Genomic DNA, 22239 nt, shown 5'->3' on the forward strand with positions numbered 1-22239 from the left:
TGGATCCAGCCTAGGAATCCCCGGGGCGGTTCATCAATGACCGGAACCGGCTGCCGAATTCGGTCAGCGGGCGGGCCGTGCGGCGGCGTCGCGGTGCGCGGCGATTTCCGCGCGCAGGCCGGCGTTCTCCTGTTCGAGGTGAGCGAGGCGGTCGCGGACCGGGGCCAGGGCGTCGGCGAGTTCGTGCTCGCTGAAGCGGGGCGTGATGTGGTTGGGGCAGTTCCAGGCGAAGGCCTCGACCCGGATGGTGACGAGCTGTTCGACCGTGCCGTCGGTGCGCGGCGAGCTCAGGCGCTCGGCGAGCGCCGGATCCTCGTCGGCCGGTACGGCGGAGGCGTGGCCGTACAGCTTGAGACGGGCCTGCCGGACCTGGTCGAGGAAGAACAGCGCGACCCGGCCGTCGCCGCGCACGTTGCCGGTGGTGATGTACTGCCGGTTGCCCCGTACGTCCAGGTAACCGAGGGTGTGCTCGTCGAGGACGTGGACGAAGCCCGGCGGCCCGCCCCTGAACTGGATGTACGGCCAGCCGGTCTCGCTCACGCTCGCGAACAGGAAGCCGTCGAGGCTCCGGATGAAGCCGGCCGCGGCGCCGGTGAGCGGCTCCGCCACCTCCACCGGGTCCCCCAGCCGGCGGTCGGCCGCCGAAGCGCTGCCCATCTGCTCCTGGACCCGGCGTACCGACGAGGTGTACGCGATGTGGTCGTAGCGGCTCATGCGGCATCGCTCCTCGGGGCCGGGTCGACCAGGCCGGTACGGGCGGCGAGCACGCCCGCCTGGAAGCGGCTGGTGGCCGACAGGTCCTGCATGATCGTGGCCACATGGCGGCGGAAGGTCCGCTCGGACATGCCCACCCGGCGCGCGATCACCTCGTCCTTGGCGCCGGAGGCCAGCAGGTCGAGCAGGGTCGCCTTGAGGTCCTCGAGCGTCCCGGCGTAACCGGCCGCACCGGAGTCGAAGTCGAACGCCGACTCCCACAGCCGGCCGTGCAGTCCGGCCAGGAAGGCCGCGACCGCGCCCTCGTAGACGACGGCGATCGCCTCGCCCTCGCCGGCCGGGATGAAGGCCGTCTTCCGGTCGAAGACCAGGAAGCGGTCGCGCACCTCCTTGGTGGTGCGCACCTGGCCTCCGGCGGAGAGGAGTTCGCCCAGGTGGGCGCGGGTGTCGGAGTCGCCGCGGGCGGTGTGGGGGTAGATGATCCGGCCCTGCGCGCCGCGCCGCAGCGCGTCGAGGACCAGCGGGCGGGCGAGGCGCAGCTCACGGGTCTCGCGGGCGACACAGGGCTGCACGACCAGGACCTCGCTGGTGCAGCCCTGCGCGGCCTGGAGCAGTCGGAGTTCGATCTCCTCCCGGTCGTCGGTGATGACCACCGGCTCGGCGCGGGCCTTGGACTGCTTCTCGAAAGCGGCCACGAACGAGCTCAACTGCCCCTTGAATCCGGCGAGCCGGCGGCGGCTGTCGAGGATCTCCCGCTCCAGCGGGACGAGCAGTTCCATCTGGGCGGCCTCCGGGCTGACCGCGACCAGTCGGCCGGCACGGCCCTCCGCCGGCTTGACCAGGCGCAGTTCGCGCAGCACGGCGACGGCGTGCTCGACGCGCTGGCGCGGGACGCCCAGTTCCCCGGCGACACTGGACGGGCTGAAGTCGGCACGGCCGACGGTGTGTTCGTAGAAGAGGACCACGAACTCGTCGACCTCGGCGGCCCCCGGGGTTCCCTGGGGTCCCTGGCGTGGGGTCAGTGCCGCGGATTCCATCGTCACCTCAATCTGCGTGCGCGGACGTTGCGGATGCGGATGCGGACGTGCGGATGGTGCGGGTGCGGACGTGCGGGTGATGCCGGTGTGGACGCGCGGATGGTGCGGAGCCGATCGTGCGGGTGATGCCGGTGTTGACGCGCGGATGGTGCGGATGCGGACGTGCGGGTGATGCCGGTAGAGACGCGCGGAGGGTGCGGATGCGGGCGCTGCGGGCACGGCACGGCCTTCGCCGTGCGGCCACCGTATGGTCCAGACCTGGTCGGGCCCCTACAGCCGGGCCAGAGGGCCGGGCGCCCGCCGGGATGCCGGTTCCGGCCGGACGCGCCACCACTGAACTGCGGTTCTGCCGGGCACCGCCCGAGGGGCCGTAGGGACCGGCAGAACCGGTATCACTTCCGCAGGAGTTGTGCTGCCGCCCCGGAGCTCAGCAGAACAGACCGAGACCGCTGTTCTCGTCCGTCGCGGCCGACGCCGTACCTCCGCGCCGGGCGAGTTCGCGGGCCTGGGAGAGGTAGTCGCGGGCCAGTCGCGCCGCCCCGTTCTCCTCGTGCGCGGTGCCGATGCCGCGCAGGGCGAGGACCTGTCCGTCGTGCCAGCCGGCCTGCCGCGCGAGCTCCAGGGCACTGCCGAAGAGCTCGAGGGCCTGTGCGCCGTTCGCCAGGGACCGGTGGCACTCGGCACGCCGCAGCTGGGCGGAGGCCTGGGCCCGCAGTTCGCCGTCGGCGGTGGCGGCGAACAGGCTGGCCGTCGCGACCTTCAGGCAGTCGCCCGTGTACATCCGCTGCGAGAGGTAGCCGTGCAGGCTCTCCGCGAGCCGCCAGGCGACGGTCGTGAAGCCGGCGCCGGACGCCTGCAGGACGGCGCCGGCCAGGTTCTCCCGCTCGCTGTCCAGCCACTCCGAGGCCTGGCCCTGGTCCGAGAACACCAGCGCGGCCGAGGGGCCCGTCCCGGCGCACGGGTCCGAGGCCGCCGGGCCCGCCGGGTAGAGCAGCCGGGCCGCCGCGTCCGCGTGGTAGAGGTACCAGTCGAAAAGCCGCTGCCGGGCGCCGTGCGCCTCCTCCCTGCTGACCAGCTCGCGGGCGTACGAGCGCAGCAGGTCGTGCAGCCCGAACCGGCCGGCCGCCCGTTCCCGTACGAGATGGGCGTCCGTCAGGCTCACCAGGAGCCCCGCCGCGCAGGCCGAGGTCGAGTCCGCGAGCGCCGCGGCGCCGTCCGCGGTGAGATCGGGCCCCGGCACCACGCTGAGGAGCCGGAACATCCGCTGGGCCGCGGCCGGGAGCGCGCGGTACGAGAGCTCGAACGCGGCCCGCACCGTCGAGCGCCGGTCCCCTTCGATGCGCAGCCGGCTCAGCATGTCGTCACCGGCTAAGTCGTCGCAGTAGTCGGCGATGCCGACGTTGCGGGCCAGCAGGTTGGCCCCGGCGATCCGGATCGCCAGCGGCAGCCCGCCGCACACCCGCACGAGCCTGCGGGCCGCCTCCTCCTCGGCCGCGACCCGGCTCTCGCCGATGGTGGCGGCGAGCAGCTGGCGGGCCTCGTCGGGATCGAGCACGTCCAGGGCGAGCTGGCGGGCGCCGTCGCTCGCGACCAGTCCCACCAGCCGGCTGCGGCTGGTGATCACCACCGCGCAGCCCTGGGCGCCCGGGATGAGCGGCCTGACCTGCTCGGCGTCGCGCGCGTTGTCCAGGACGATCAGCATCTGCTTGCCGGCGAGCAGCGTGCGGTACAGCGCGGCGGCCTCGTCCTCGTCCGCGGGCAGCCGGCCGGGCGGCGCGCCCAGGGCCCGGAGGAACTGCGCCAGGACGTCGCCGGGGCGCAGCGTCGGGAGCGGGGAGTGGCCGCGCAGGTCGACGAACAGCTGCCCGTCCTCGAAGTGTTCGCGCCGCGCGTGCGCCCAGTGCTTGGCGAGGGCGGTCTTGCCGACGCCGGGCGCGCCGACCACCGCCACCACGTGCGCGCGCCGCGCCGGATCGGTCGAGACGAGGGCGTCGAGCTCCCGCATCTGCCGTCGCCGTCCGACGTACGAACCGGCCATGGCGGGCAGCTGGGCCGGGAGGGGGCCGACGGGCGCGGTGCGGTCGGCCGGCCCACGGTCGGCCGGCGCGGGGTGGACGGGCAGCACGGAGTGGACGGCCGGCGCGGAGTGAACGGCCGGCGCGGAGTGCTCGGGGCGCTGGGCGAGGGGCAGTTGCTGGCGCAGCACCCGCAGGTGGGCGTCGCGGACCTCCGCGCTGGGCGCGATGCCCAGCTCGTCGTCGAGCCGGTCGCGCAGCCGGTTGAACACGTTGAGCGCGGCGGCCTGCTCCCCGCAGCTGGCGAGGGCGAGGATCAGCCGGGCGTGCAGGCCCTCGTGCAGCGGCTCGGTGTTCACCATGTCCCACAGCACCGGGACGGCGTCCTCCGGCCGGCGCAGCAGCAGCGCCGTGTCGGCGTGCAGCAGCACCGCCTTGACCCTCCGCTCGTTGGCCACGACCGCGGCCGGATGGCGGCTCAGCACCGGGTCGGCATCGGCGAGCACCGGGCCCCGCCACCACTGCAGGGCCGCCGTCAGCGACTCGTACGCGGACCTCGGGTCGGGCGTGCGGTGCAGGCGCTCCGCCTGGGCGAGGAGTTCGTCGAAGTGGCCGAGGTCGATCTGGTTCCGGGAGGCCTCCAGGAGGTATCCGGTGGGCGTCCGGGCGACGGTCGGCGGCGGGTCGGTCGTCCGGGGGCCGGTCCGCGGGCCGCCCGGTTCGAGGAGCCGGCGGACCTGGCTGACGTACGTGTGGATCAGGCTCTGGTGGGAACTGGGCGGCCCGGACGGCCACAGGACGTCGATGATCTCCTGCTGGGTGGCGGAGTCGGGGTGCTTGAGCGCGAGGAGCCCGAGCAGCCGGCGGAGCATGGGGCTGGTGACCGGGACGGGGGTGCGGCCGTGCTGGAGGGAGAGCGGGCCGAGGATCAGCAGGCGCGGCCGGGCGGCGCCGCGGGGTGGCCCGGTGCGGGCGGCGACGAGCAGGTCCGCCAGCTCGCCGCCGGTCAGCCCGAGCGCCTCGGCCAGCCGCTGCAGGGTCCGCGACTGCGGCCGCCGCACCCGGCCGCGCTCGATGTCGCGCAAGGCCCTGGTGCTGATCCCGGCTCGCGCCGCGGCGGCCTCCTGACTCAGTCCGGCCCGCCGCCGGAACGCCTGCAGCCGCGCACCGAAAGCCCCCGCCTCACCGGCCTGCCCTCCTCCGAAAAGCCCCGCGCCGGTCGTCCTCTCTGACATGGCATCCCCCTCATCCCATGACCGGCGGCGCCCTTGCGGCCCGCGCGCGGCCGACTCTGCAGAGGCTTCGTCGATTGATCAGTTTGGACTAGACCAATGCCACAGGCAAGGGGACATGACAACTGACAGGGACGGCCCGCGGGGGGCGTGGGCTGAGGTTTTGGGGAGCGGCGAGGGCACCCCGGGGGCGGCGCGAGGGCATGGCTCCGGGCGGAGGAAGGCTACGCGTCCGGCCGGCTAGCCGAACACGAGGTCGCCCAGTTCCTCCAGCCAGTACCGAACTTGGTGCCATCGGCGGCAGAACCGCTTCGGGCGTCGCCACCTGGACCGTTCGAGCGGCCGATGGCACTGCTTGCACCGCTTCATCTGTACGTTCCGTTCCCCCATGGCGAACGACTCTAGCCGCCATGGGGGAACCGTTGAACCAGAAAACCCCAGGTCAGAAAGATCTGACCTGGGGTTCCATCTGAGCCGCCTTCGGGATTCGAACCCGAGACCTACGCATTACGAGTGCGTTGCTCTGGCCAACTGAGCTAAGGCGGCGCCGCCGTGCGTCCCATGGTGGGTGCAGCAGCGTCGCCAAGTCTACACAGTTTCCGGGAGTGCTCTGACCACCCCTATGAGCAGCGCTTTCCGTCCTGCGGCGGGGTGCCGTCCAGGAGGTAGGTGTTGATCGCCGTGTCGATGCAGTCGCTGCCCCGGCCGTACGCCGTGTGGCCGTCGCCGTCGTAGGTGAGGAGGGTGCCGGAGGAGAGCTGCTCGGCGAGGGAGCGGGCCCATTTGTAGGGGGTGGCGGGGTCGCGGGTGGTGCCGACGACGACGATCGGGGCGGCGCCCTCGGCCGTGATGCGGTGGGGGCGGCCGGTGGCCGGGGCGGGCCAGTAGGTGCAGTTGAGGGCGGCCCAGGCGAGGTTGCGGCCGAAGACCGGGGAGGCCTTCTCGAAGGACGGCACCGCCTTCTCGACGGACGCCGGGCCGGTGAAGGCGGGCGGGAGGTCGAGACAGTTCACGGCCGCGTTCGCGGACATCAGGTTCGCGTACGTGCCGTCCGACTCCCGCTCGTAGTACGTGTCGGCCAGCGCCAGGAGTGCCGAGCCCTCGCCGCCCATGGCGCGGGTCAGCGCCTCCCGCAGCTGTGGCCAGGCCGACTCGTCGTACATCGCGGCGATCACGCCGGTCGTGGCGAGCGACTCGCCCAGCTGCCGGCTCTCGCCGGTCGGGACCGGCTTGGCGTCGGTCGCGCGGAAGAAGTCCCGCAGCGCGTCGAGGGCCGCCGGGACCGACTCCGTGCCGAGCGGGCAGTCGGTCTTCTTCACGCAGTCGGCGGCGAAGGCGTTGATCGAGGTCTCGAAGCCGGCCGTCTGCTCGCGGTTGAGCTGCTCCGCGGTCAGCGACGGGTCCATCGCGCCGTCGAGTACCAGCCGTCCGACGCGTGCGGGGAACAGCTCGGCGTACGTGGCGCCCAGGAACGTGCCGTACGAGGCCCCCACGTACGTCAGCTTCTCGTCGCCGAGCACCGCCCGCACGATGTCCATGTCCCGCGCCGCCTCCACCGTGGAGACGTGCGGCAGCACCTTGCCCGAACGCTTCTCGCACGCCGCCGCGAAGCCCTTGTAGGAGCCCGCCAGCGCGTTCTGCTCGGCCGCGCTGTCGGGCGTCACGTCCACCTGCGTGTACGCGTCCATCTGCGGGCCCGTGAGGCACTCGACCGGCTCGCTGCGGGCCACGCCGCGCGGGTCGACGCCCACGATGTCGTAACGCGCCCGGACCGGGGCCGGGTAGCCGATGCCCGCGTAACCCTCCACGTAGCCCACGGACGAGCCGCCGGGCCCGCCCGGGTTCACCAGGAGGGAGCCGAGCCGCTTCCCGGGGCCGGTGGCCTTCGCCCGCGACACGGCGAGCTCGACCCGCTCGCCGTCGGGCTTCGCGTAGTCGAGCGGGACCCGCACGGTGGCGCACTGGAACTCCGGGACCCCGCAGTCCCGCCAGGACACCTTCTGCCCGTAGTACGTGCCGAGCGCTGCCGGCCCCGCGGCGCCGGACGGACTCGGCGGGGGCGCGGCGACGCCGCTGCCCTCCGTACAGCCGGAGAGGACGAGGCCACCGACCGCGAGGGCGGTGGCGGAATGACGAAGCAACCGCCGGGAGTCCATTCCCGGAGCGTATCGGCACGAGTACGTACCGTGTCCAATCCGGCCTGTCCGCCTGTGGACGACTCCGCGGGCGGAGTCGTGCCGGCGCGAGGCCGTTCCTTCCGGGTCAGGGCCGGGAACGCCGCGGACCCTGCCGAGATCCGGAAGGGCCGGCCTAGTCGCGCAGCGCCATCGTCATCGCCTCGACCGCGAGCAGCGGCGCCACGTTCCGGTCGAGGGCCTCCCGGCAGGCGAGGACCGCCTCGATCCGGCGCAGGGTGCGCTCGGGCGCGGTGTCGCGGGCGATCTGCTCGACGGAGTCCCGCACGTCCTCGTTGGCCAGGGGCGTCGCCGCGCGCAGCTGCAGGGCGAGCACGTCGCGGTAGAAGCCGGTGAGGTCGGAGAGCGCGAGGTCCAGGCTGTCGCGCTGGGTCCGCGTACGGCGCCGCTTCTGGCGCTCCTCCAGCTCCTTCATCGCGCCGGCCGTGCCCCGCGGCATCCGGCCGCCCTGGGCCGCGCCGAGCGCCGCCTTCAGCTCCTCGGTCTCCTTGACGTCGATCTCCTCGGCGACCTGCTTGGCGTCCTCGGCCGCCGCGTCGATCAGCTCCTGGGCCGCGCGCAGCCCGCCGCCGACGTCCCCGACCCGCAGGGGCAGCTTCAGCACGACCGAGCGGCGGGCCCGCGCCCGCTCGTCGGTGGCGAGCCGCCGGGCGCGGTCGATGTGGCCCTGGGTGGCCCGGGCGGCGGCGTGCGCCACCTCCGGCTCGACACCGTCGCGGCGGATCAGCACGTCGGCGACCGCGCCCACCGAAGGCGTGGTCAGCGTCAGGTGCCGGCAGCGGGAGCGGATCGTGGGCAGCACGTCCTCCAGCGACGGCGCGCAGAGCAGCCACACCGTGCGCGGCGCGGGCTCCTCCACCGCCTTCAGGAGCACGTTCGCGGCGCCCTCGGTGAGCCGGTCCGCGTCCTCCAGGACGATGACCTGCCAGCGTCCGACCGCGGGCGACAGCTGGGCCCGCCGGACCAGGTCACGGGTCTCCTTCACGCCGATGGAGAGCAGATCCGTCCGCACCACCTCGACGTCGGCGTGCGTCCCCACGAGGGCCGTGTGGCAGCCGTCGCAGAAGCCGCAGCCCGGCGCGCCGCCCAGCGCCCGGTCAGGGCTCACGCACTGCAGCGCCGCGGCGAACGCCCGCGCAGCCGTGTCCCGCCCGGCCCCGGGAGGCCCGGTGAACAGCCAGGCGTGCGTCATCTTGGACGCCTCGGGAGCGGGCTCGCCGGCGGCATGCGCGGTCACGAGCGCGTCGGCGTCGCGCGCGGCGGCGGCCAGCTGCTCCTCGACCCGCGGCTGACCCACGAGGTCGTCCCATACGGCCATGTCTGCTGCCCCTCCTCAGGTACGCCCTCCATTGTGGGGCACCCCGCTGACAGCCGGGCCGGGCGCCGTCACACCGAGCTGCGCGAGCGGGTGAGCCAGAGGCCCACGGCCGAACCGATGACGACGACGCCCGTGCTGACGCTTGCGGCGACCTCGGCGGCTCCGGTGAGGTCGGAGAAGGTGCCGACGAAGACGTTGGCGACGACGGCGACGGCGAGCAGGAGCCAGAGCAGGGACCGCATGGGAGACCTCCGGGGAAGGGGACGAAGTGTTCCGGCATCAGTTCCGGTGACGTCCTCGATGCTCCCCGTCCGCGGCCGCCCGCACAGCGGTGCGCACTCCCGGACCCATGGTGTAGCCCGCTCCACCGCCGCGGCGCCGCCCGTCACCTAGCCTGGGCGCATGCGCGAGTCGATCAAGGAAGCCGGAAGGGCGACGCTCCACCTGGCGCTGGGCGCCGCCATCTCGCTCCTCTGCTACCTGATGATCGGCGTCGCCCTCTTCACCGCCGTCCTCACGCTCACCGTGATCGGCGCCGGCGTCCTGCCCGAGAGCGTGCTCCTGCTGCGCCGGATCGCCGGCTGGGAGCGCCGCCGCAGCGCCGACCGGTCCGGGGTGCCCGTCCCGGAGGCGTACCTGCCGCTCGACGGCCCGCTGCCCGCACGCGTACGCACGGCGCTCGCCGACCCGTCCACCTACGGGGACCTGCGCTGGCTCGTGCTGCAGCTGCTGTACGGCCTGCTCCTCATGTACGGGGCCATGGTCCTGTGGCTCCCGGCCCTGATCGTCGACGGCGTGTGGTGCGGACTCGCCGGGCGGCGGCCGGTCGCCCTGCCGCTGGTCGGGCGGCTCGCCGACCTGGCGGCCGACTGGTCGCGCGTGCTCCTCGCGCCCGCGCCGTCCGCCACCCGGGACGCGGCGCTCGCCGCCCGTATCGAGCAGCTGACCGCGACCCGGGCGGGCGCGGTCGCCGCTCACGGCGCGGAGCTGCGCCGGATCGAGCGCGACCTGCACGACGGGGCGCAGGCGCGGCTGGTGGCGCTGTCCATGCGGATCGGTCTGGCCCGGCGGGCCTACGACTCCGATCCGGCGGCCGCTCGCAGACTGCTCGACGACGCCCAGGACCAGGCCGAGCAGGCGCTCGCCGAACTGCGGCACGTCGTGCGGGGCATCCATCCGCCGATCCTGACCGACCGGGGTCTCACCGGCGCGGTACGGGCGCTCGCGGCGAGCAGCGGCCTGGAGGTCACGGTCACCGTGGTGGGCCTGGACCGCGCACAGGAGACCGCGGTCGGCCCGGACCGTGCACAGAAGACCGCGATCGGCCCGGACCGCACACCGGACACCGCGGTCGGCCCGGACCGCGCACAGGAGACCGTGGTCGGCCCGGGCCGCGCACCTGACACCGCCACGGTGAGGCCGGCGGGCCGGTCGACGGACGGAGCTCCGGGCGGACCGGTTCGCCTGGCCGCGGCCGCGGCGGCGGACCGGCCCGTGAACGGGTCCCCGAACAGGCCCCCGATCCCCGCCGCGAACCCGGCCCCGGACGGCGTCCGGGCCCCGGCCGCCGTCGAGGCCGCCGCGTACTTCGCCGTCGCGGAGGCGCTGACCAACGCCGCCAAGCACAGCGGCGCCACGCGCGCGTGCGTACGGCTGGAGAAGGTCCCGACCGGGCTGCGCGCCGTCGTGCGCGACGAGGGCCGAGGCGGCGCCGAGCGGGGCGAGAGCGGCGGCTCCGGGCTGATCGGCCTGCGTCGGCGGGTCGCCGCGCTCGACGGGACCGTACGACTCACCAGCCCCGTAGGGGGCCCGACCGTGATCGAAGTGGAGCTTCCGTGCGTGTGGTGATCGCCGAGGACAACGCCCTCCTCAGGGAGGGTCTGGTCCTGCTGCTGACGTCGGCCGGCCACGAGGTGGCCGGGGTGGCGGCGACCGGCCCCGAGATCCTCCCCCTGCTCCTGGAGCAACGGCCGGACGCCGCCGTCCTCGACGTACGCCTGCCGCCGGGCTTCCGCGACGAGGGGCTGCGGGCGGCGCTCGCGGCCCGTGCCGCGCTGCCGGACCTGCCGGTCCTCGTGCTGTCGCAGTACGTGGAGGAGACCTACGCCGCCGAGCTGCTCGGCGGCGGCGCCCGGGGCGTCGGCTACCTCCTGAAGGACCGGGTGGGACGGGTGGACGAGTTCCTGGACGCCCTCGAACGCGTCGCGTCCGGCGGCACCGCCCTCGACCCGGAGGTCGTCACCGAGCTGATGGCCCGCCGGCGCGACGACCCCCTGGACTCCCTGACACCGCGCGAGCGGGAGTGCCTGGAGCTGATGGCCCAGGGGCACGACAACGCGACGATCGCCCGCACGATGGTGGTGACCGAGCGGGCGGTGCACAAGCACGTCGGCAACGTCTTCGCGAAGCTGGCCCTCCCGCCGAGCGACAGCGGTCACCGCCGTGTCCTCGCGGTCCTGGCCTACCTCGACGCCTGACCCCGCCGCCCGCCCCCGCCCGCTCCTCGCGTGACCCCGAGGACCCCCGCGTATGCCGTGACCACGACCGTGCCCGCGATCAGGGCCGCCTGGGCGGGAGGCAGGTGGGGCGGGCCGGCGGTGAGGGACCAGCTGAAGGCCGCGAGGGGCAGGGCGGCGACCGCCGTGCCCAGGAGAAGACCGGTGCCGGCCAGGAAACCGGCTTCGAGGTGGAGCATGCCGCGCAGCTGACGGGCCGAGGCGCCGACGTGGTGGAGGAGGGCGAGCTCCGCCCGGCGGCCGGCCGCGGCGAGACGGAGGGTGCTGAGCACGGACAGGACGGTGAGCGCGCCGATCGCGCCGACGACCGCCACCGACAGCAGGACGCCCGCCTCGGCCGCGTCCGGCGTCACCCGTTCCGGCTCGGGCTGGGCCCTGGCCCCCGGGATCCGGGCGGCGCCGGGCCCGGACAGCAGCACGCGCGCGGGGGTCGGGTCCGTCATGTGCGGGGCCAGTTCGGCGCGCGGCAGCAGGAACTCGCCGAGCGCGAGGGACCGCTCGTAGACGGCGACGACGGTGAGGGTGCGCGGTGTCCCGTCGCCGAGCCGCAGCTCGACCGTCGATCCGGGGCCCACGCCGAGGGACGCGGCGCGGTCGGCGCCGACCGCGACCGTGCCGGTACGGGCCAGGCCCGCGAGGTCCCCGGCGACGACCCGCGGGTCGAGCGTGCCGGGCAGTCCCCCGGCGTCCACGCCGAGCACGGGCAGCCGGTCGAGCCGGGGCGAACCCGCCTCGGTTCGGGCGAGGACCACCGTGGACCGCAGCACGTCGGTCGCCGCCGTCACCCCGGGCATCCGCCGGACCTCGGCCGAGGAGGGGCCGGCGAGCTCGGACGGGGCGACCGTCGCCGCCCGCGCCTGCTCGGCTCCGGCCCGGTCGGCGGTGGCCCCGGCCGCGAGCTGCACGGTCGCGAAGGCGGTGACCAGGACGACGGGGGTGAGCGCCGCCCCGAGCTGCCGCGACCGGGCGACCGCACCGGCCGCCACGAGGTGCCCGGCCGCGCCGCCGTAACGCCGCAGCACCGGTCCGGCCACCCGCATGGCCGCCGCCGCGATCCACGGCCCGAGCAGAGCGCACCCGGCGACCAGTGTGACGGTCGCGGCCCCCGCCGCCATCCCGGCGGCCTCCCCCTTCTGCAACGTGGCCGTCCCGGCCGACCCGGCGCCCAGGACCAGCATGGCCACGCCGAATCCTCGCCGCACCGCCCCTGACCGGCCGCCGCGGCCGGGCCCGCGCGCCGGACGCCGCGGCTGCGCCGTCGCGAACGGCACGACCAGGCGGGCCAGGCCCAGCGCGAGACCGGCCGTCACGAGGACGGCGGCGAACAGCCACGGAGGTGTGGGGAGCACCAGCGCCGACGGCAGGGAGCCGCGCAGCGCCGGCCAGAGCAGCAGGAACGCCGGTACGGCTCCGAGCGCGCCGAGCGCCGACGCCGTGCCCGCCACCCACATCAGCTCGCGGCCGACGGCGGCCCGGACCTGCCGGGGCGAGGCGCCGATCGCGTGCAGCAGCGCGCGTTCGGGGGCGCGCTGGGCGAGGGCCTGGGCGACCAGCGAGGTGAGGACGAGGACGGTGACCAGGACGACGGTCCCGGTCACGGCCGCGAGGAGCTGGAGCAGTTCGTCGCGCGCGGGCAGGGCCCGCAAGTCCTCGGCCGCGCCTCGGCCGTCACCGGTGAGGGCCCGCAGGCGCTGGCCGCCCGTCCCGGGTGCCGAGTCGAGGGCCTGCCGCACGCGCGCGTGGAGGGTGTCCACGGGGACGCCGGGGTCACCGAGGATGCCGATCGCGTCGTACGTGCCGGGGTGCCCGGCCAGCCGTCGGGCCTCCGCGGTGCCGAAGTACAGCGTGGCGGGTCCCTCGGCGAGGCCGACGACCCGGTGTCCGGCGACGTCCTGGCCGATCCGGGCGCCGAGTCCGGTTCCGGCGACGACCTCGCCGGGCGCGCCGGGAGCCCGCCCGGCGGTCAGCCCGTACCCGCCGAGCCCGGCCGCCTCCCACGGCCGCCCGGTGAGCCGCCGTACCGCGGACCCGGCGCCCTCCCGTACGGGGAACGCGTCGTCGGGCACGACCGCGCGTACACCCGGCAGGCCGCGCAGCGCGTCGGCGGCCGCGGCGGGCACCCTGACCCGCTCGGTCAGGCCGGCCGTGGCGGTCTGCGGTTCGCTCCCCCACGGCTCGTGGGTGAAGCGGACCTCCTGGTCGCCGGCGACGACGACGGCCGCGGCCGCGTACCGCTCCACGCGCGCGTGGCCGAGACCCATGGAGCCCGCGGCGAGCGCGAGGGCGCCGAGCAGGGCGGACACGAGGGCGACGGCGGCGAAGACGGCCGCCCACGCCCGGCGGTGCGCCCTCAGGGAGCGGCGGGCCAGCAGTTCCACGCCGGGGTTCACCGCGCCACCGCCGCGGCCGCGCCGGCCGTCGCGCGGTCCGTCGCCACGCGCGCGTGGGCCCCGAGAACGGCCCGGGCCCGGTCGGCGTCCGGGTGCCGCAGGCGTTCGACGAGGCGGCCCCGGTCGAGGAACACCGCCTCGTCGGCCCAGGCGGCCGCGGCCGGGTCGTGGGTGACGAGGACGACCGTGCGGCCGTACTCGTCGACGGTCCGCCGCAGCAGTGCCAGGACCTCGGCCGCGGTGACCGGGTCGAGCGCGGCGGTCGGCTCGTCGGCGAAGACCACCTCGGGTTCGGTGACGAGGGCCCGGGCGATCGCGACCCGCTGCTGCTGGCCGCCGGAGAGCGTGCCGGGCGGGTCGTCCGCCCGGTCGGCGAGTCCGACGGCCGCGAGCCCGGCGAGGGCGCGGCCGCCGTCGTCCGGGGTGCCCGCGAGGAGCAGCGGCAGGGCGACGTTCTCCCGCACGGTCAGCGCGGACACGAGGTTCAGCGACTGGAACACGAAGCCGATCCGGTCGCGGCGCAGCCGGGTCAGGGCGGCCGGCTTCAGCCGTCCCAGGTCCGTGTCCCCGAGCCGCACCGTCCCGGAGGTGGGCCGCTCGAGCCCGGCGGCGCAGCGCAGCAGCGTGGACTTGCCGGAGCCGGAACCGCCCATGACCGCGAGGAACCGGCCGCGCGGGAGGGCGAGGCTCACCTCGTCGAGTGCCACGGTCCCGCCGTCGTGGACCCGGCCGACGCGGTCGAGCGAGAGTGCCGTCGCCGCGGCCGACGCCGCCCCTGCCTCTGTCCGTTTCCTGTTCCACATGCCGTACACGCTAGGAACCCGCAGGTCACAGCGGTATGGCGCTGGCTCCCTGCCTGATGGTGGAGCGGGCTCCACCATCAGGCAGGGCCCGGTTCAGCGGCGGCGCCTGCGGTCGTCCCCGTCTTCGTCACCGAAGGAGCCGAGGAGTTCGTCCGCGAGGGTCGGGAGGTCGTCGAGCGGGGTCTCCTCGGCCCAGTCGGAGCGGCGCCGGGGCCGGCCCTCCTCGTCGAGCTGGGGCAGCTCACGGGTGCGGTCGTTCGACCCCGCCGGCCCGTCCCGCTCGTCGTGCTCGTCCCGCTCGTCGCGGAAGAAGCCCTGCGGCACCCGGTCGGCCGGGTCCCCGCCCTGGACGGCCGGCAGCACGGCCGTCTCGTCGACCTCGCGGGGCCCGGTCTCCCGGATCCGCGGGATGACCGTGGTCTCCTGGTCGAGCCGCACGACCGGGGTCGGGACGGTGATCTCGTTCGGCGACACGGTCGGCGCGTCGTCCGGCTCGGCGACGGGCTTCGCGCCCGACCGCGGGTCCGGCTTCCCGTCCGACTGCGCGTCCGGCTGCACGATCGGCGTCGCCACCGTGATCTCGTTCGCCGACTCCTCCAGGGCCTTCGCCTCGGCGGCCCGGCGCGCGGCCTCCGCCTTCCGCTCCGCATCCGCCTTCTCGGCGGCGGCACGCTCAGCGGCGGCCTTCTCGGCCGCGGACTTCTCGGCGGCTGCCCTCTCCGCGGCCGCACGCTCGGCTGCCGCCTTCTCCGCCGCGGCGCGCTCCGCCGCGGCCTTCTCCTCCGCCGCCCGGCGAGCTGCAGCCTCCTCGGCCTTGCGCGCCGCGGCCTCCTCCGCCGCCTTGGCCGCCGCGGCCTCCGCGAGCCTGCGGGCCTCCTCGGCGCGGAGCAGGGCCTCCTCGGCCTTGCGCTGCTTCTCCTGGCGGCGCTCCTCGGCCTCGGCCCGCAGCCGGGCCTCCTCCTCGGCCTGCTTGCGGAGCCGTTCCTCCTCCTCGCGGCGGGCCTTCTCCTCGGCCTCGCGCCGCTTGCGCTCCTCCTCGGCCGCGATCCGGGCCTCCTCGGCGCGCTGCCGGGCCTCCTCGGCCTGCCGCTCGGCTTCCAGACGCCGGGCCTCTTCCTCCTCGGCCTTGCGGCGCGCCTCTTCCTCGGCGCGCAGCCTGGCGAGCTGCTCCTGGCGCTCGCGCTCCAGGCGCTCCTCCTCCGCCTTGCGGGCGGCCTCTTCCTCGGCCTTGCGCCGGGCCTCCTCCTCGGCCTTCTTCCGCGCCTCCTCCTGGGCCTTCACCTCGGCCTCGGAGAGCGGCAGCATCCGGTCGAGCCGGTGGCGTACGACGGTGGTGACGGCGGCCGGCTCCTGGCCGGCGTCGACGACGAGGTAGCGGCCGGGGTCGCCGGCGGCGAGGGCGAGGAAACCGGCCCGCACGCGCGCGTGGAACTCGGGCGGCTCGGACTCGAGCCGGTCGGGCGCCTCGGTGAAGCGCTCGCGGGCGGTCTCCGGGGAGACGTCGAGGAGCACGGTCAGGTGCGGGACGAGCCCACCGGTGGCCCAGCGGTTGATGCGGGCGATCTCGGTCGGGGACAGGTCGCGGCCCGCGCCCTGGTAGGCGACGGACGAGTCGATGTACCGGTCGGAGATCACCACCGCGCCGCGCTCCAGGGCGGGCCGGACCAGCGAGTCGACGTGCTCGGCGCGGTCGGCCGCGTAGAGCAGCGCCTCGGCGCGGTTCGAGAGGCCCGCCGACGACACGTCGAGCAGGATCGAGCGGAGCCGCTTGCCGATCGGCGTGGCGCCGGGCTCGCGGGTGACGACGACCTCGTGACCCTTGGCGCGGATCCACTCGGCGAGCGCCTCGACCTGCGTGGACTTGCCGGCGCCGTCGCCGCCCTCCAGGGCGATGAAGAAGCCGGTCGACGCGGGCGCCTGGGCCGGGTCTCCGCCGCGCAGCGCGTCGCGCAGGTCGCGGCGGAGCGGGACTCCGGAGCGGTCGTCGGTCTTGGCGAGGACGAGCGCGGCGACCGGCAGCAGCAGCGCGCCGACCAGCATCAGGGTGAAGGCGGCGCCGCCGTGGGCGAAGACGAAGCTGCCGGAGGCGAGCCGGTGCGGGCCGATCGCGGCGGCGAGCAGGGGCGCGCCGAGCGCGCCGATGCCCATGCCGACGCGCGCGACGGCCTGGAGGTGCTCGGTGACGCGGGGCCTGCGGGCCTCCTCGGTCTCCTGGTCGGCGAGGCTGTGCCCGGTACGGGCGGCGACTCCGGCGGCGTAACCGGCGAGGGCGGCGAGCGCGAGCACGGTCGCGGTGTCGGGCACCAGGCCCATCGCGAGCAGCGCGATACCGGTGACGGCGACCGCGAGCGCGAGCAGTCGGCGGCGCGAGAGCACGGTGAGGACGGATCCGGCGGTGCGGATGCCGACGGCGGTGGCGCCGCTGAGCGCGAGGATCAGCAGGGCGTACGTGACGGGCCCGCCGCCCAGGTCGTACGCGTGGAGCACGGCGACCGCCGCGGCGGCCGCGATGGCGCCGGCGACGGTCGCGGAGGCGAGCACGATCAGCCCGAGCGCGCCGGTGCGGCCCTTCTCGGGGCCCTGACCGCCGCTGGTCGGGCGGCGCAGGCCCTCCAGGGGCGAGCGGGGCCGCGGGGTGTGGCCGCCGGGCAGCTCGAGGAACCACAGGACGGAGACCGACGCCGAGAACAGGCCGGCGGCGACGTACGAGCCGAGGGCGGCCTGGTGCTCGCCGAACCACTCGATGCCGCTGCCGAGCAGGTTGCCCACGAGCGTCGCGAGCAGCAGGACGACGGCGGCCGCGGGGACGGCCAGGAACCCGGTGCGCAGGCTGAGCGTGCGCAGCGCGCCGAGGTGGTCCGGCAGCGGCCGGACGGCCTCGCCCTCGATCGGCGGGGCGGGCAGCAGCGCGGGCGCCGCGCCCTCCTTGGCGATGGTCCACAGGCGCTCCGCCGCGCCGGCGACGAAGACGGTGCCGAGCACGAACCAGAGCGCGCTGTCGGGGGTCCAGTCGATCCACAGCGGGGCGACGACGAGCAGCGCGAGCCGTGCGGCGTCGGCGCCGATCATGGTCCAGCGGCGGTCGAGCGGGCCGCCGGGCCCGGTCAGCGCGGTGAGCGGGCCGAGCAGGACGGCGCCGAAGAGGACCGCCGCGACCATCCGTACGCCGATGACGGCGGCGACGGCGAGCGCGGCGCCCCGGTATCCGCCGCCGAGCGCGCCACTGAGGAAGGAGGCCTGGAGACCGAGCAGCACCAGGACGAGGAGGGCGAGGGCGTCGCCCGTGCCGCCGACGAACTGTGCGCTCCACAGCCTCCGCAGGGGCTGATGGCGCAAGAGGGCCCGTACGGCACGCTCCCGGGAATCGGCGACGAGTGCGGCGTCGGTGTCTGGCTGCTCTGCTCGCGTCATCCGTCCACCCTATCCGGACGGCCTTGCTCCCCGTGGCCTTCGCCCGAACAAAGAAGCGGGGAGGGCAGGCGCCGTGGCCCCTGCCCTCCCCGCGGTGTCACGAGCGTCACTCCGGCCGGAGATCGTTCCCGACCGGGCTCCTGACCGGGCTCCCGACCGGGCTCCCGACCGGGCTCCCGACCGGGCTCCCGACCGGGCTCCCGACCGGGAACGTCACCGCGTCACTCCGGACCGCGTCACTCCGGCTTCGCGGCCGCCGTCTTCTTGGCGGCGGCGGTCGTCTTCTTCGCCGTCGTGGTCTTCTTGGCGGCGGTGGTCTTCTTCGCCGCCGTCGTCTTGGCCGCCGTCGTCTTCTTGGCCGCCGTCTTCTTGGCGGCGGTCTTCTTCGCGGGCGCCTTCTTGGCCGCCTTCTTCGCGGGGCCCTTGGCCCGCTTCTCGGCGAGCAGCTCGTAGCCGCGCTCGGGCGTGATCGTCTCCACGCTGTCGCCGGTGCGCAGGGTGGCGTTGGTCTCGCCGTCCGTCACGTACGGGCCGAAACGGCCGTCCTTGACCACCACGGGCTTCTCGCTGACGGGGTCGGTGCCGAGCTCCTTCAGCGGGGGCTTGGCGGCGGCCCGGCCACGCTGCTTGGGCTGGGCGTAGATCGCCAGCGCCTCTTCCAGCGTGATCGTGAACAGCTGCTCCTCGTCCGTCAGGGAGCGCGAGTCCGTGCCCTTCTTCAGGTACGGGCCGTAGCGGCCGTTCTGCGCGGTGATCTCGACGCCCTCGGCATCGGTGCCGACGACGCGCGGCAGCGACATCAGCTTGAGCGCCTCCTCGAGGGTCACCGTGTCGACCGACATCGACTTGAAGAGCGAGGCGGTACGCGGCTTGACCGCGTTCTTGCCGGTCTTCGGGGTGTCCTCGGGCAGGATCTCGGTGACGTACGGGCCGTAGCGGCCGTCCCTGGCGACGATCATGTTGCCGCTGACCGGGTCGGGGCCCAGCTCGAAGTCGCCGCTCGGCTTGGCGAGCAGCTCCTCGGCGTAGGCGACGGTCAGCTCGTCCGGCGCCATGTCACCGGGCACGTCGGCGCGCTGGTGGCCTTCCTGGTCCTTCTCGCCGCGCTCGACGTACGGGCCGTAGCGGCCGACGCGCAGCACGATGCCCTCGCCGACGGGGAAGGAGGAGATCTCCCGGGCGTCGATCGCGCCGAGGTCGGTGACGAGCTCCTTCAGGCCGCCGAGGTGGTCGCCGTCGCCGTTGCCGGCGTCGGCCGCACCGGAGCCCTCGGCGCCGCCCTCGCCGAAGTAGAAACGCTTCAGCCACGGCACCGACTGGGCCTCGCCGCGCGCGATGCGGTCGAGGTCGTCCTCCATCCTGGCGGTGAAGTCGTAGTCGACGAGCCGACCGAAGTGCTTCTCCAGGAGGTTGACCACGGCGAAGGACAGGAAGGACGGCACGAGGGCCGTGCCCTTCTTGAAGACGTAGCCCCGGTCGAGGATGGTGCCGATGATCGAGGCGTACGTCGACGGACGGCCGATCTCGCGCTCTTCGAGCTCCTTGACCAGGCTGGCCTCGGTGTAGCGGGCCGGCGGCTTGGTCGCGTGGCCGTCGGCGGTGATCTCCTCGGCGGCGAGCGCGTCGCCCTCGGCGACCTGCGGCAGGCGCCGCTCGCGGTCGTCGAGCTCCGCGTTCGGGTCGTCGGCGCCCTCGACGTAGGCCTTCATGAAGCCGTGGAAGGTGATCGTCTTGCCGGAGGCCGTGAACTCGGCGTCGCGGCCGTCGGCGGCGGTGCCACCGATCCTGACGGTGACCGAGTTGCCGGTCGCGTCCTTCATCTGGGAGGCGACGGTCCGCTTCCAGATCAGCTCGTAGAGCCGGAACTGGTCGCCGGTCAGACCGGTCTCCGCCGGGGTGCGGAAACGATCACCCGAAGGCCGGATCGCCTCGTGCGCCTCCTGGGCGTTCTTGACCTTGCCCGCGTAGACGCGGGGCTTCTCCGGCAGGTAGTCGGCGCCGTACAGCTGCGTGACCTGGGCGCGGGCCGCCGACACGGCGGTGTCGGACAGCACCGTGGAGTCCGTACGCATGTAGGTGATGAAGCCGTTCTCGTACAGCTTCTGCGCCACCTGCATGGTCGCCTTCGCACCGAAGCCGAGCTTGCGGCTGGCCTCCTGCTGGAGGGTGGTCGTGCGGAACGGCGCGTACGGGGAGCGGCGGTACGGCTTCGACTCGACCGAGCGCACGGAGAAGCGGGTGCCGGCGAGGGAGGCGGCCAGCGCGCGGGCCTTCTCCTCGTCGAGGTGCAGCACGTTCGTGGTCTTCAGCTGCCCGTCGGCGCCGAAGTCACGGCCCTGCGCGACCCGCTTGCCGTCGACCGTCGCGAGCCGCGCGACCAGGGACGACGGGTCGGAGGGGTCGCCGGCTCGGCCGGTGGAGAAGGTGCCGGTGAGGTCCCAGTACTCGGCGGAGCGGAAGGCGATGCGCTCGCGCTCGCGCTCGACGACGAGCCGGGTGGCGACGGACTGGACGCGGCCGGCGGACAGGCCGCGCATGACCTTCTTCCAGAGGACCGGCGAGACCTCGTAGCCGTAGAGGCGGTCGAGGATGCGGCGGGTCTCCTGGGCGTCGACCATCCGCTTGTTGAGCTCGCGCGGGTTGCGCACGGCCTGCTGGATGGCGTCCTTGGTGATCTCGTGGAAGACCATCCGGTGGACGGGGACCTTGGGCTTCAGGACCTCCTGGAGGTGCCACGCGATGGCCTCGCCCTCGCGGTCCTCATCGGTGGCGAGGAAGAGCTCGTCCGACTCGGCGAGCAGCTCCTTGAGCTTCCTGACCTGGGCCTTCTTGTCGGCGTTGACGACGTAGATGGGCGCGAAGTCATGATCGACGTCGACGCCGAGACGGCGCACCTCGCCCGTGTACTTCTCGGGCACCTCGGCGGCGCCGCTCGGGAGGTCGCGGATGTGCCCGACGCTCGCCTCGACGACGTAGCCGGGGCCGAGGTAGCCCTTGATCGTCTTCGCCTTGGCAGGCGACTCGACGATGACGAGTCGGCGGCCGCCCTGTGCGGTCTCGCTGGTCGGGGACAACTTCGCTCTTCTCTCCGGTCGACGCTCTCTGGCACGTACTGCGTACTGCGACCGTACGACGCACTGCGTACGGGCTGCGCTGGCACGCACGGCAGCGACACGGACGGTGACGCTGTCGTCGCTGCGGAGTGTGACGGTACAACCCGCCCCCGTGTCAAACGGCGAAAGCCCGCAACGGCCACTCGAACGGTAACCCGACTCCTGCCCTTCCTGCCGCCCGGACTCCCGGACGGGCCCGGGCGTCCATCCGGCCGGGCCCGCGTCACAGCCGCCCGAAGCACCAGATCCCGAGGAGGAGGAAGCCGGTCCCGAAGAGGGTCGTGAGGGCTGCGGCGGTGCGCGGCGCGACGCCGAGCGCGACGGGCTCGCCGTGTCGCACGCGGACGCCCGTCCAGAGCAGCAGCGCGGCTCCGAACAGCGTGAACGCCGTTCCCGCGAAGATCGCCGGCCCGCTCTCCATGCCCGTACCCCGTTCCCTCGCCCATGGCTTTTCGGCCCCGGAGCCGAGGCTGGCACCTTCCGGCGTCATCAGGGCGAATTCCCGGTGAACGGCGCGATCGGTCCCGAACGGTTTCACGAGGATGGCCGGTAGTCCTTCTTCCTCCCCTCTTCTTTCGTCACGTCGCTCACATCACCTCCCTCACGTCGGGGTGTCGCTCACATCACGCCCCTCGCATCCCTCACCTCGCGTCTCCCACCTTCCGCCCCTCGCCTCACATCCCTCGCCGCGCGCCTCTCACATCACGTCGAGCGTGGCGCGGCGCCGGCTGCCCCGCTCGAAGACCGCGAGCAGCGAGACCGCGAGGACCGCGTACCCGGCACCGACCAGCAGCTCGGTCCCGAGCAGCCGCCCGTCGAGGCCGCCGCCCGCGGTGAGGCGGCGCGCCGCATCGGCCGCGTGGGTCAGCGGCAGCAGCTCCCCGGTGGTGCGCATCCAGCCGGGCAGGGTGTCCCGGGGCACGGCGGCGCCCGTCAGGAGGAGCAGTGCCGAGCTCGCCACGTTCGACACCAGGAACACGTCGCGGAAGCGCAGCCCGAACGCCCCGAGCGCGAGCCCGAACGTCGAGCAGGCGGCGGCTCCGGCGAGCAGGACCAGGGCGAGTCCGGGCAGCGCCTCCACCGGGAGGGGCAGCCCGAGCACGGTCGCGGCGGCGGCGAGCACGAACGCGCTGACGAGCAGCCCGTTGAGGACGTACGGCAGAGCGCGACCCGCCCACAGCGGGACCCGGTGCCGGGGCGAGAGCAGGACGGCCCCGAGGGTGCCGTACCGGCGCTCGTTGGCGACGGCCATCGTGCCGCCGTACACGCAGGAGGCGGAAGCTGCGAGCACGGCGTTGCCGACGAGATGGAAACGGTCGTCGGCGACCCCGAGTTCCCGCCCGAGGAAGACGAAGAAGAAAACCTGAAGGAGCGGACCGACCAGCAGCGTTCCGATGAACATGGGCGGCGTCGTCCAGTTGAACAGGGCGCGGTACGAGATGGCTCCGCCGACGAGGACGAGCCGCGCGGAGGAGAGGAAACGGAACAGCACGGC

The 22239-nt window shown here is 74.6% G+C and carries 14 protein-coding genes and 1 tRNA gene; 2 read left to right on the top strand and 13 right to left on the bottom strand.

Annotated features, from left to right (window positions below; translation table 11 throughout):
• Positions 1–63 precede the first annotated feature (63 nt).
• The 7 genes from ACFY8W_RS17555 to ACFY8W_RS17585 form a co-directional block, all read right to left on the bottom strand.
• Complete coding sequence (locus ACFY8W_RS17555) at positions 64–714, bottom strand: pyridoxamine 5'-phosphate oxidase family protein (RefSeq protein ID WP_391105778.1); 651 nt, start codon at positions 712–714, stop codon at positions 64–66.
• Positions 711–1751 carry a LuxR C-terminal-related transcriptional regulator gene (locus tag ACFY8W_RS17560; protein ID WP_391106826.1) on the bottom strand — a complete coding sequence of 347 codons (1041 nt, stop codon included), beginning with the start codon at positions 1749–1751 and terminating at the stop codon, positions 711–713. Before ACFY8W_RS17560 ends, ACFY8W_RS17555 begins: the two co-directional genes overlap by 4 nt.
• Before the next feature lie 427 nt (positions 1752–2178).
• Complete coding sequence (locus ACFY8W_RS17565; protein ID WP_391105780.1) at positions 2179–5001, bottom strand: BTAD domain-containing putative transcriptional regulator; 2823 nt, start codon at positions 4999–5001, stop codon at positions 2179–2181.
• Positions 5002–5470: 469 nt separating this feature from the next.
• Positions 5471–5544 (bottom strand) — tRNA-Thr (locus ACFY8W_RS17570).
• Between the two features lie 74 nt (positions 5545–5618).
• Positions 5619–7154 (bottom strand): alpha/beta fold hydrolase, encoded by a 1536-nt coding sequence (locus ACFY8W_RS17575; protein ID WP_391105782.1) that lies wholly within the window; start codon positions 7152–7154, stop codon positions 5619–5621.
• A gap of 154 nt (positions 7155–7308) precedes the next feature.
• A complete protein-coding gene (locus ACFY8W_RS17580; RefSeq protein ID WP_391105784.1) occupies positions 7309–8511 on the bottom strand; it encodes a DNA polymerase III subunit delta' in 1203 nt (400 codons plus the stop codon).
• Positions 8512–8579: 68 nt separating this feature from the next.
• Positions 8580–8753 (bottom strand): hypothetical protein, encoded by a 174-nt coding sequence (locus ACFY8W_RS17585; protein WP_391105786.1) that lies wholly within the window; start codon positions 8751–8753, stop codon positions 8580–8582.
• 160 nt (positions 8754–8913) lie between these two features.
• Here ACFY8W_RS17585 and ACFY8W_RS17590 point away from each other — a divergent pair, with 160 nt between their 5' ends.
• Together ACFY8W_RS17590 and ACFY8W_RS17595 are read left to right on the top strand one after the other, a co-directional pair.
• Positions 8914–10359: a histidine kinase gene (locus ACFY8W_RS17590; RefSeq protein ID WP_391105788.1), complete on the top strand. Its 1446-nt coding sequence runs from the start codon at positions 8914–8916 to the stop codon at positions 10357–10359.
• Positions 10347–10988: a LuxR C-terminal-related transcriptional regulator gene (locus ACFY8W_RS17595; RefSeq protein WP_391105790.1), complete on the top strand. Its 642-nt coding sequence runs from the start codon at positions 10347–10349 to the stop codon at positions 10986–10988. The genes ACFY8W_RS17590 and ACFY8W_RS17595 overlap by 13 nt, the downstream gene beginning before the upstream one ends.
• Here the strand turns inward: ACFY8W_RS17595 and ACFY8W_RS17600 are convergent.
• The 6 genes from ACFY8W_RS17600 to ACFY8W_RS17625 form a co-directional block, all read right to left on the bottom strand.
• Positions 10973–13417, bottom strand: a complete 2445-nt coding sequence (locus ACFY8W_RS17600) for an FtsX-like permease family protein (protein WP_391105792.1) — start codon at positions 13415–13417, stop codon at positions 10973–10975. The two genes, ACFY8W_RS17595 and ACFY8W_RS17600, sit on opposite strands and share 16 nt — an antisense overlap.
• The gene (locus tag ACFY8W_RS17605; RefSeq protein ID WP_391105794.1) at positions 13414–14220 is read right to left on the bottom strand and encodes an ATP-binding cassette domain-containing protein; all 807 of its coding nucleotides are present in this window, start codon (positions 14218–14220) and stop codon (positions 13414–13416) included. The genes ACFY8W_RS17600 and ACFY8W_RS17605 overlap by 4 nt, the downstream gene beginning before the upstream one ends.
• Positions 14221–14313: 93 nt before the next feature.
• Entirely contained in the window at positions 14314–17631 is a 3318-nt protein-coding gene (tmk, locus tag ACFY8W_RS17610) for a dTMP kinase (protein WP_391105796.1), read from the bottom strand.
• Positions 17632–17867: 236 nt separating this feature from the next.
• Complete coding sequence (topA, locus tag ACFY8W_RS17615) at positions 17868–20705, bottom strand: type I DNA topoisomerase (protein ID WP_391105798.1); 2838 nt, start codon at positions 20703–20705, stop codon at positions 17868–17870.
• A gap of 262 nt (positions 20706–20967) precedes the next feature.
• The gene (locus tag ACFY8W_RS17620; RefSeq protein ID WP_391105800.1) at positions 20968–21165 is read right to left on the bottom strand and encodes a hypothetical protein; all 198 of its coding nucleotides are present in this window, start codon (positions 21163–21165) and stop codon (positions 20968–20970) included.
• 276 nt (positions 21166–21441) lie between these two features.
• Positions 21442–22236: an ABC transporter permease gene (locus ACFY8W_RS17625; protein WP_391105802.1), complete on the bottom strand. Its 795-nt coding sequence runs from the start codon at positions 22234–22236 to the stop codon at positions 21442–21444.
• Between the last annotated feature and the right edge of the window lie 3 nt (positions 22237–22239).

Source organism: Streptomyces sp. NPDC012637 (genome assembly GCF_042954805.1).
Classification (GTDB): domain Bacteria; phylum Actinomycetota; class Actinomycetes; order Streptomycetales; family Streptomycetaceae; genus Streptomyces.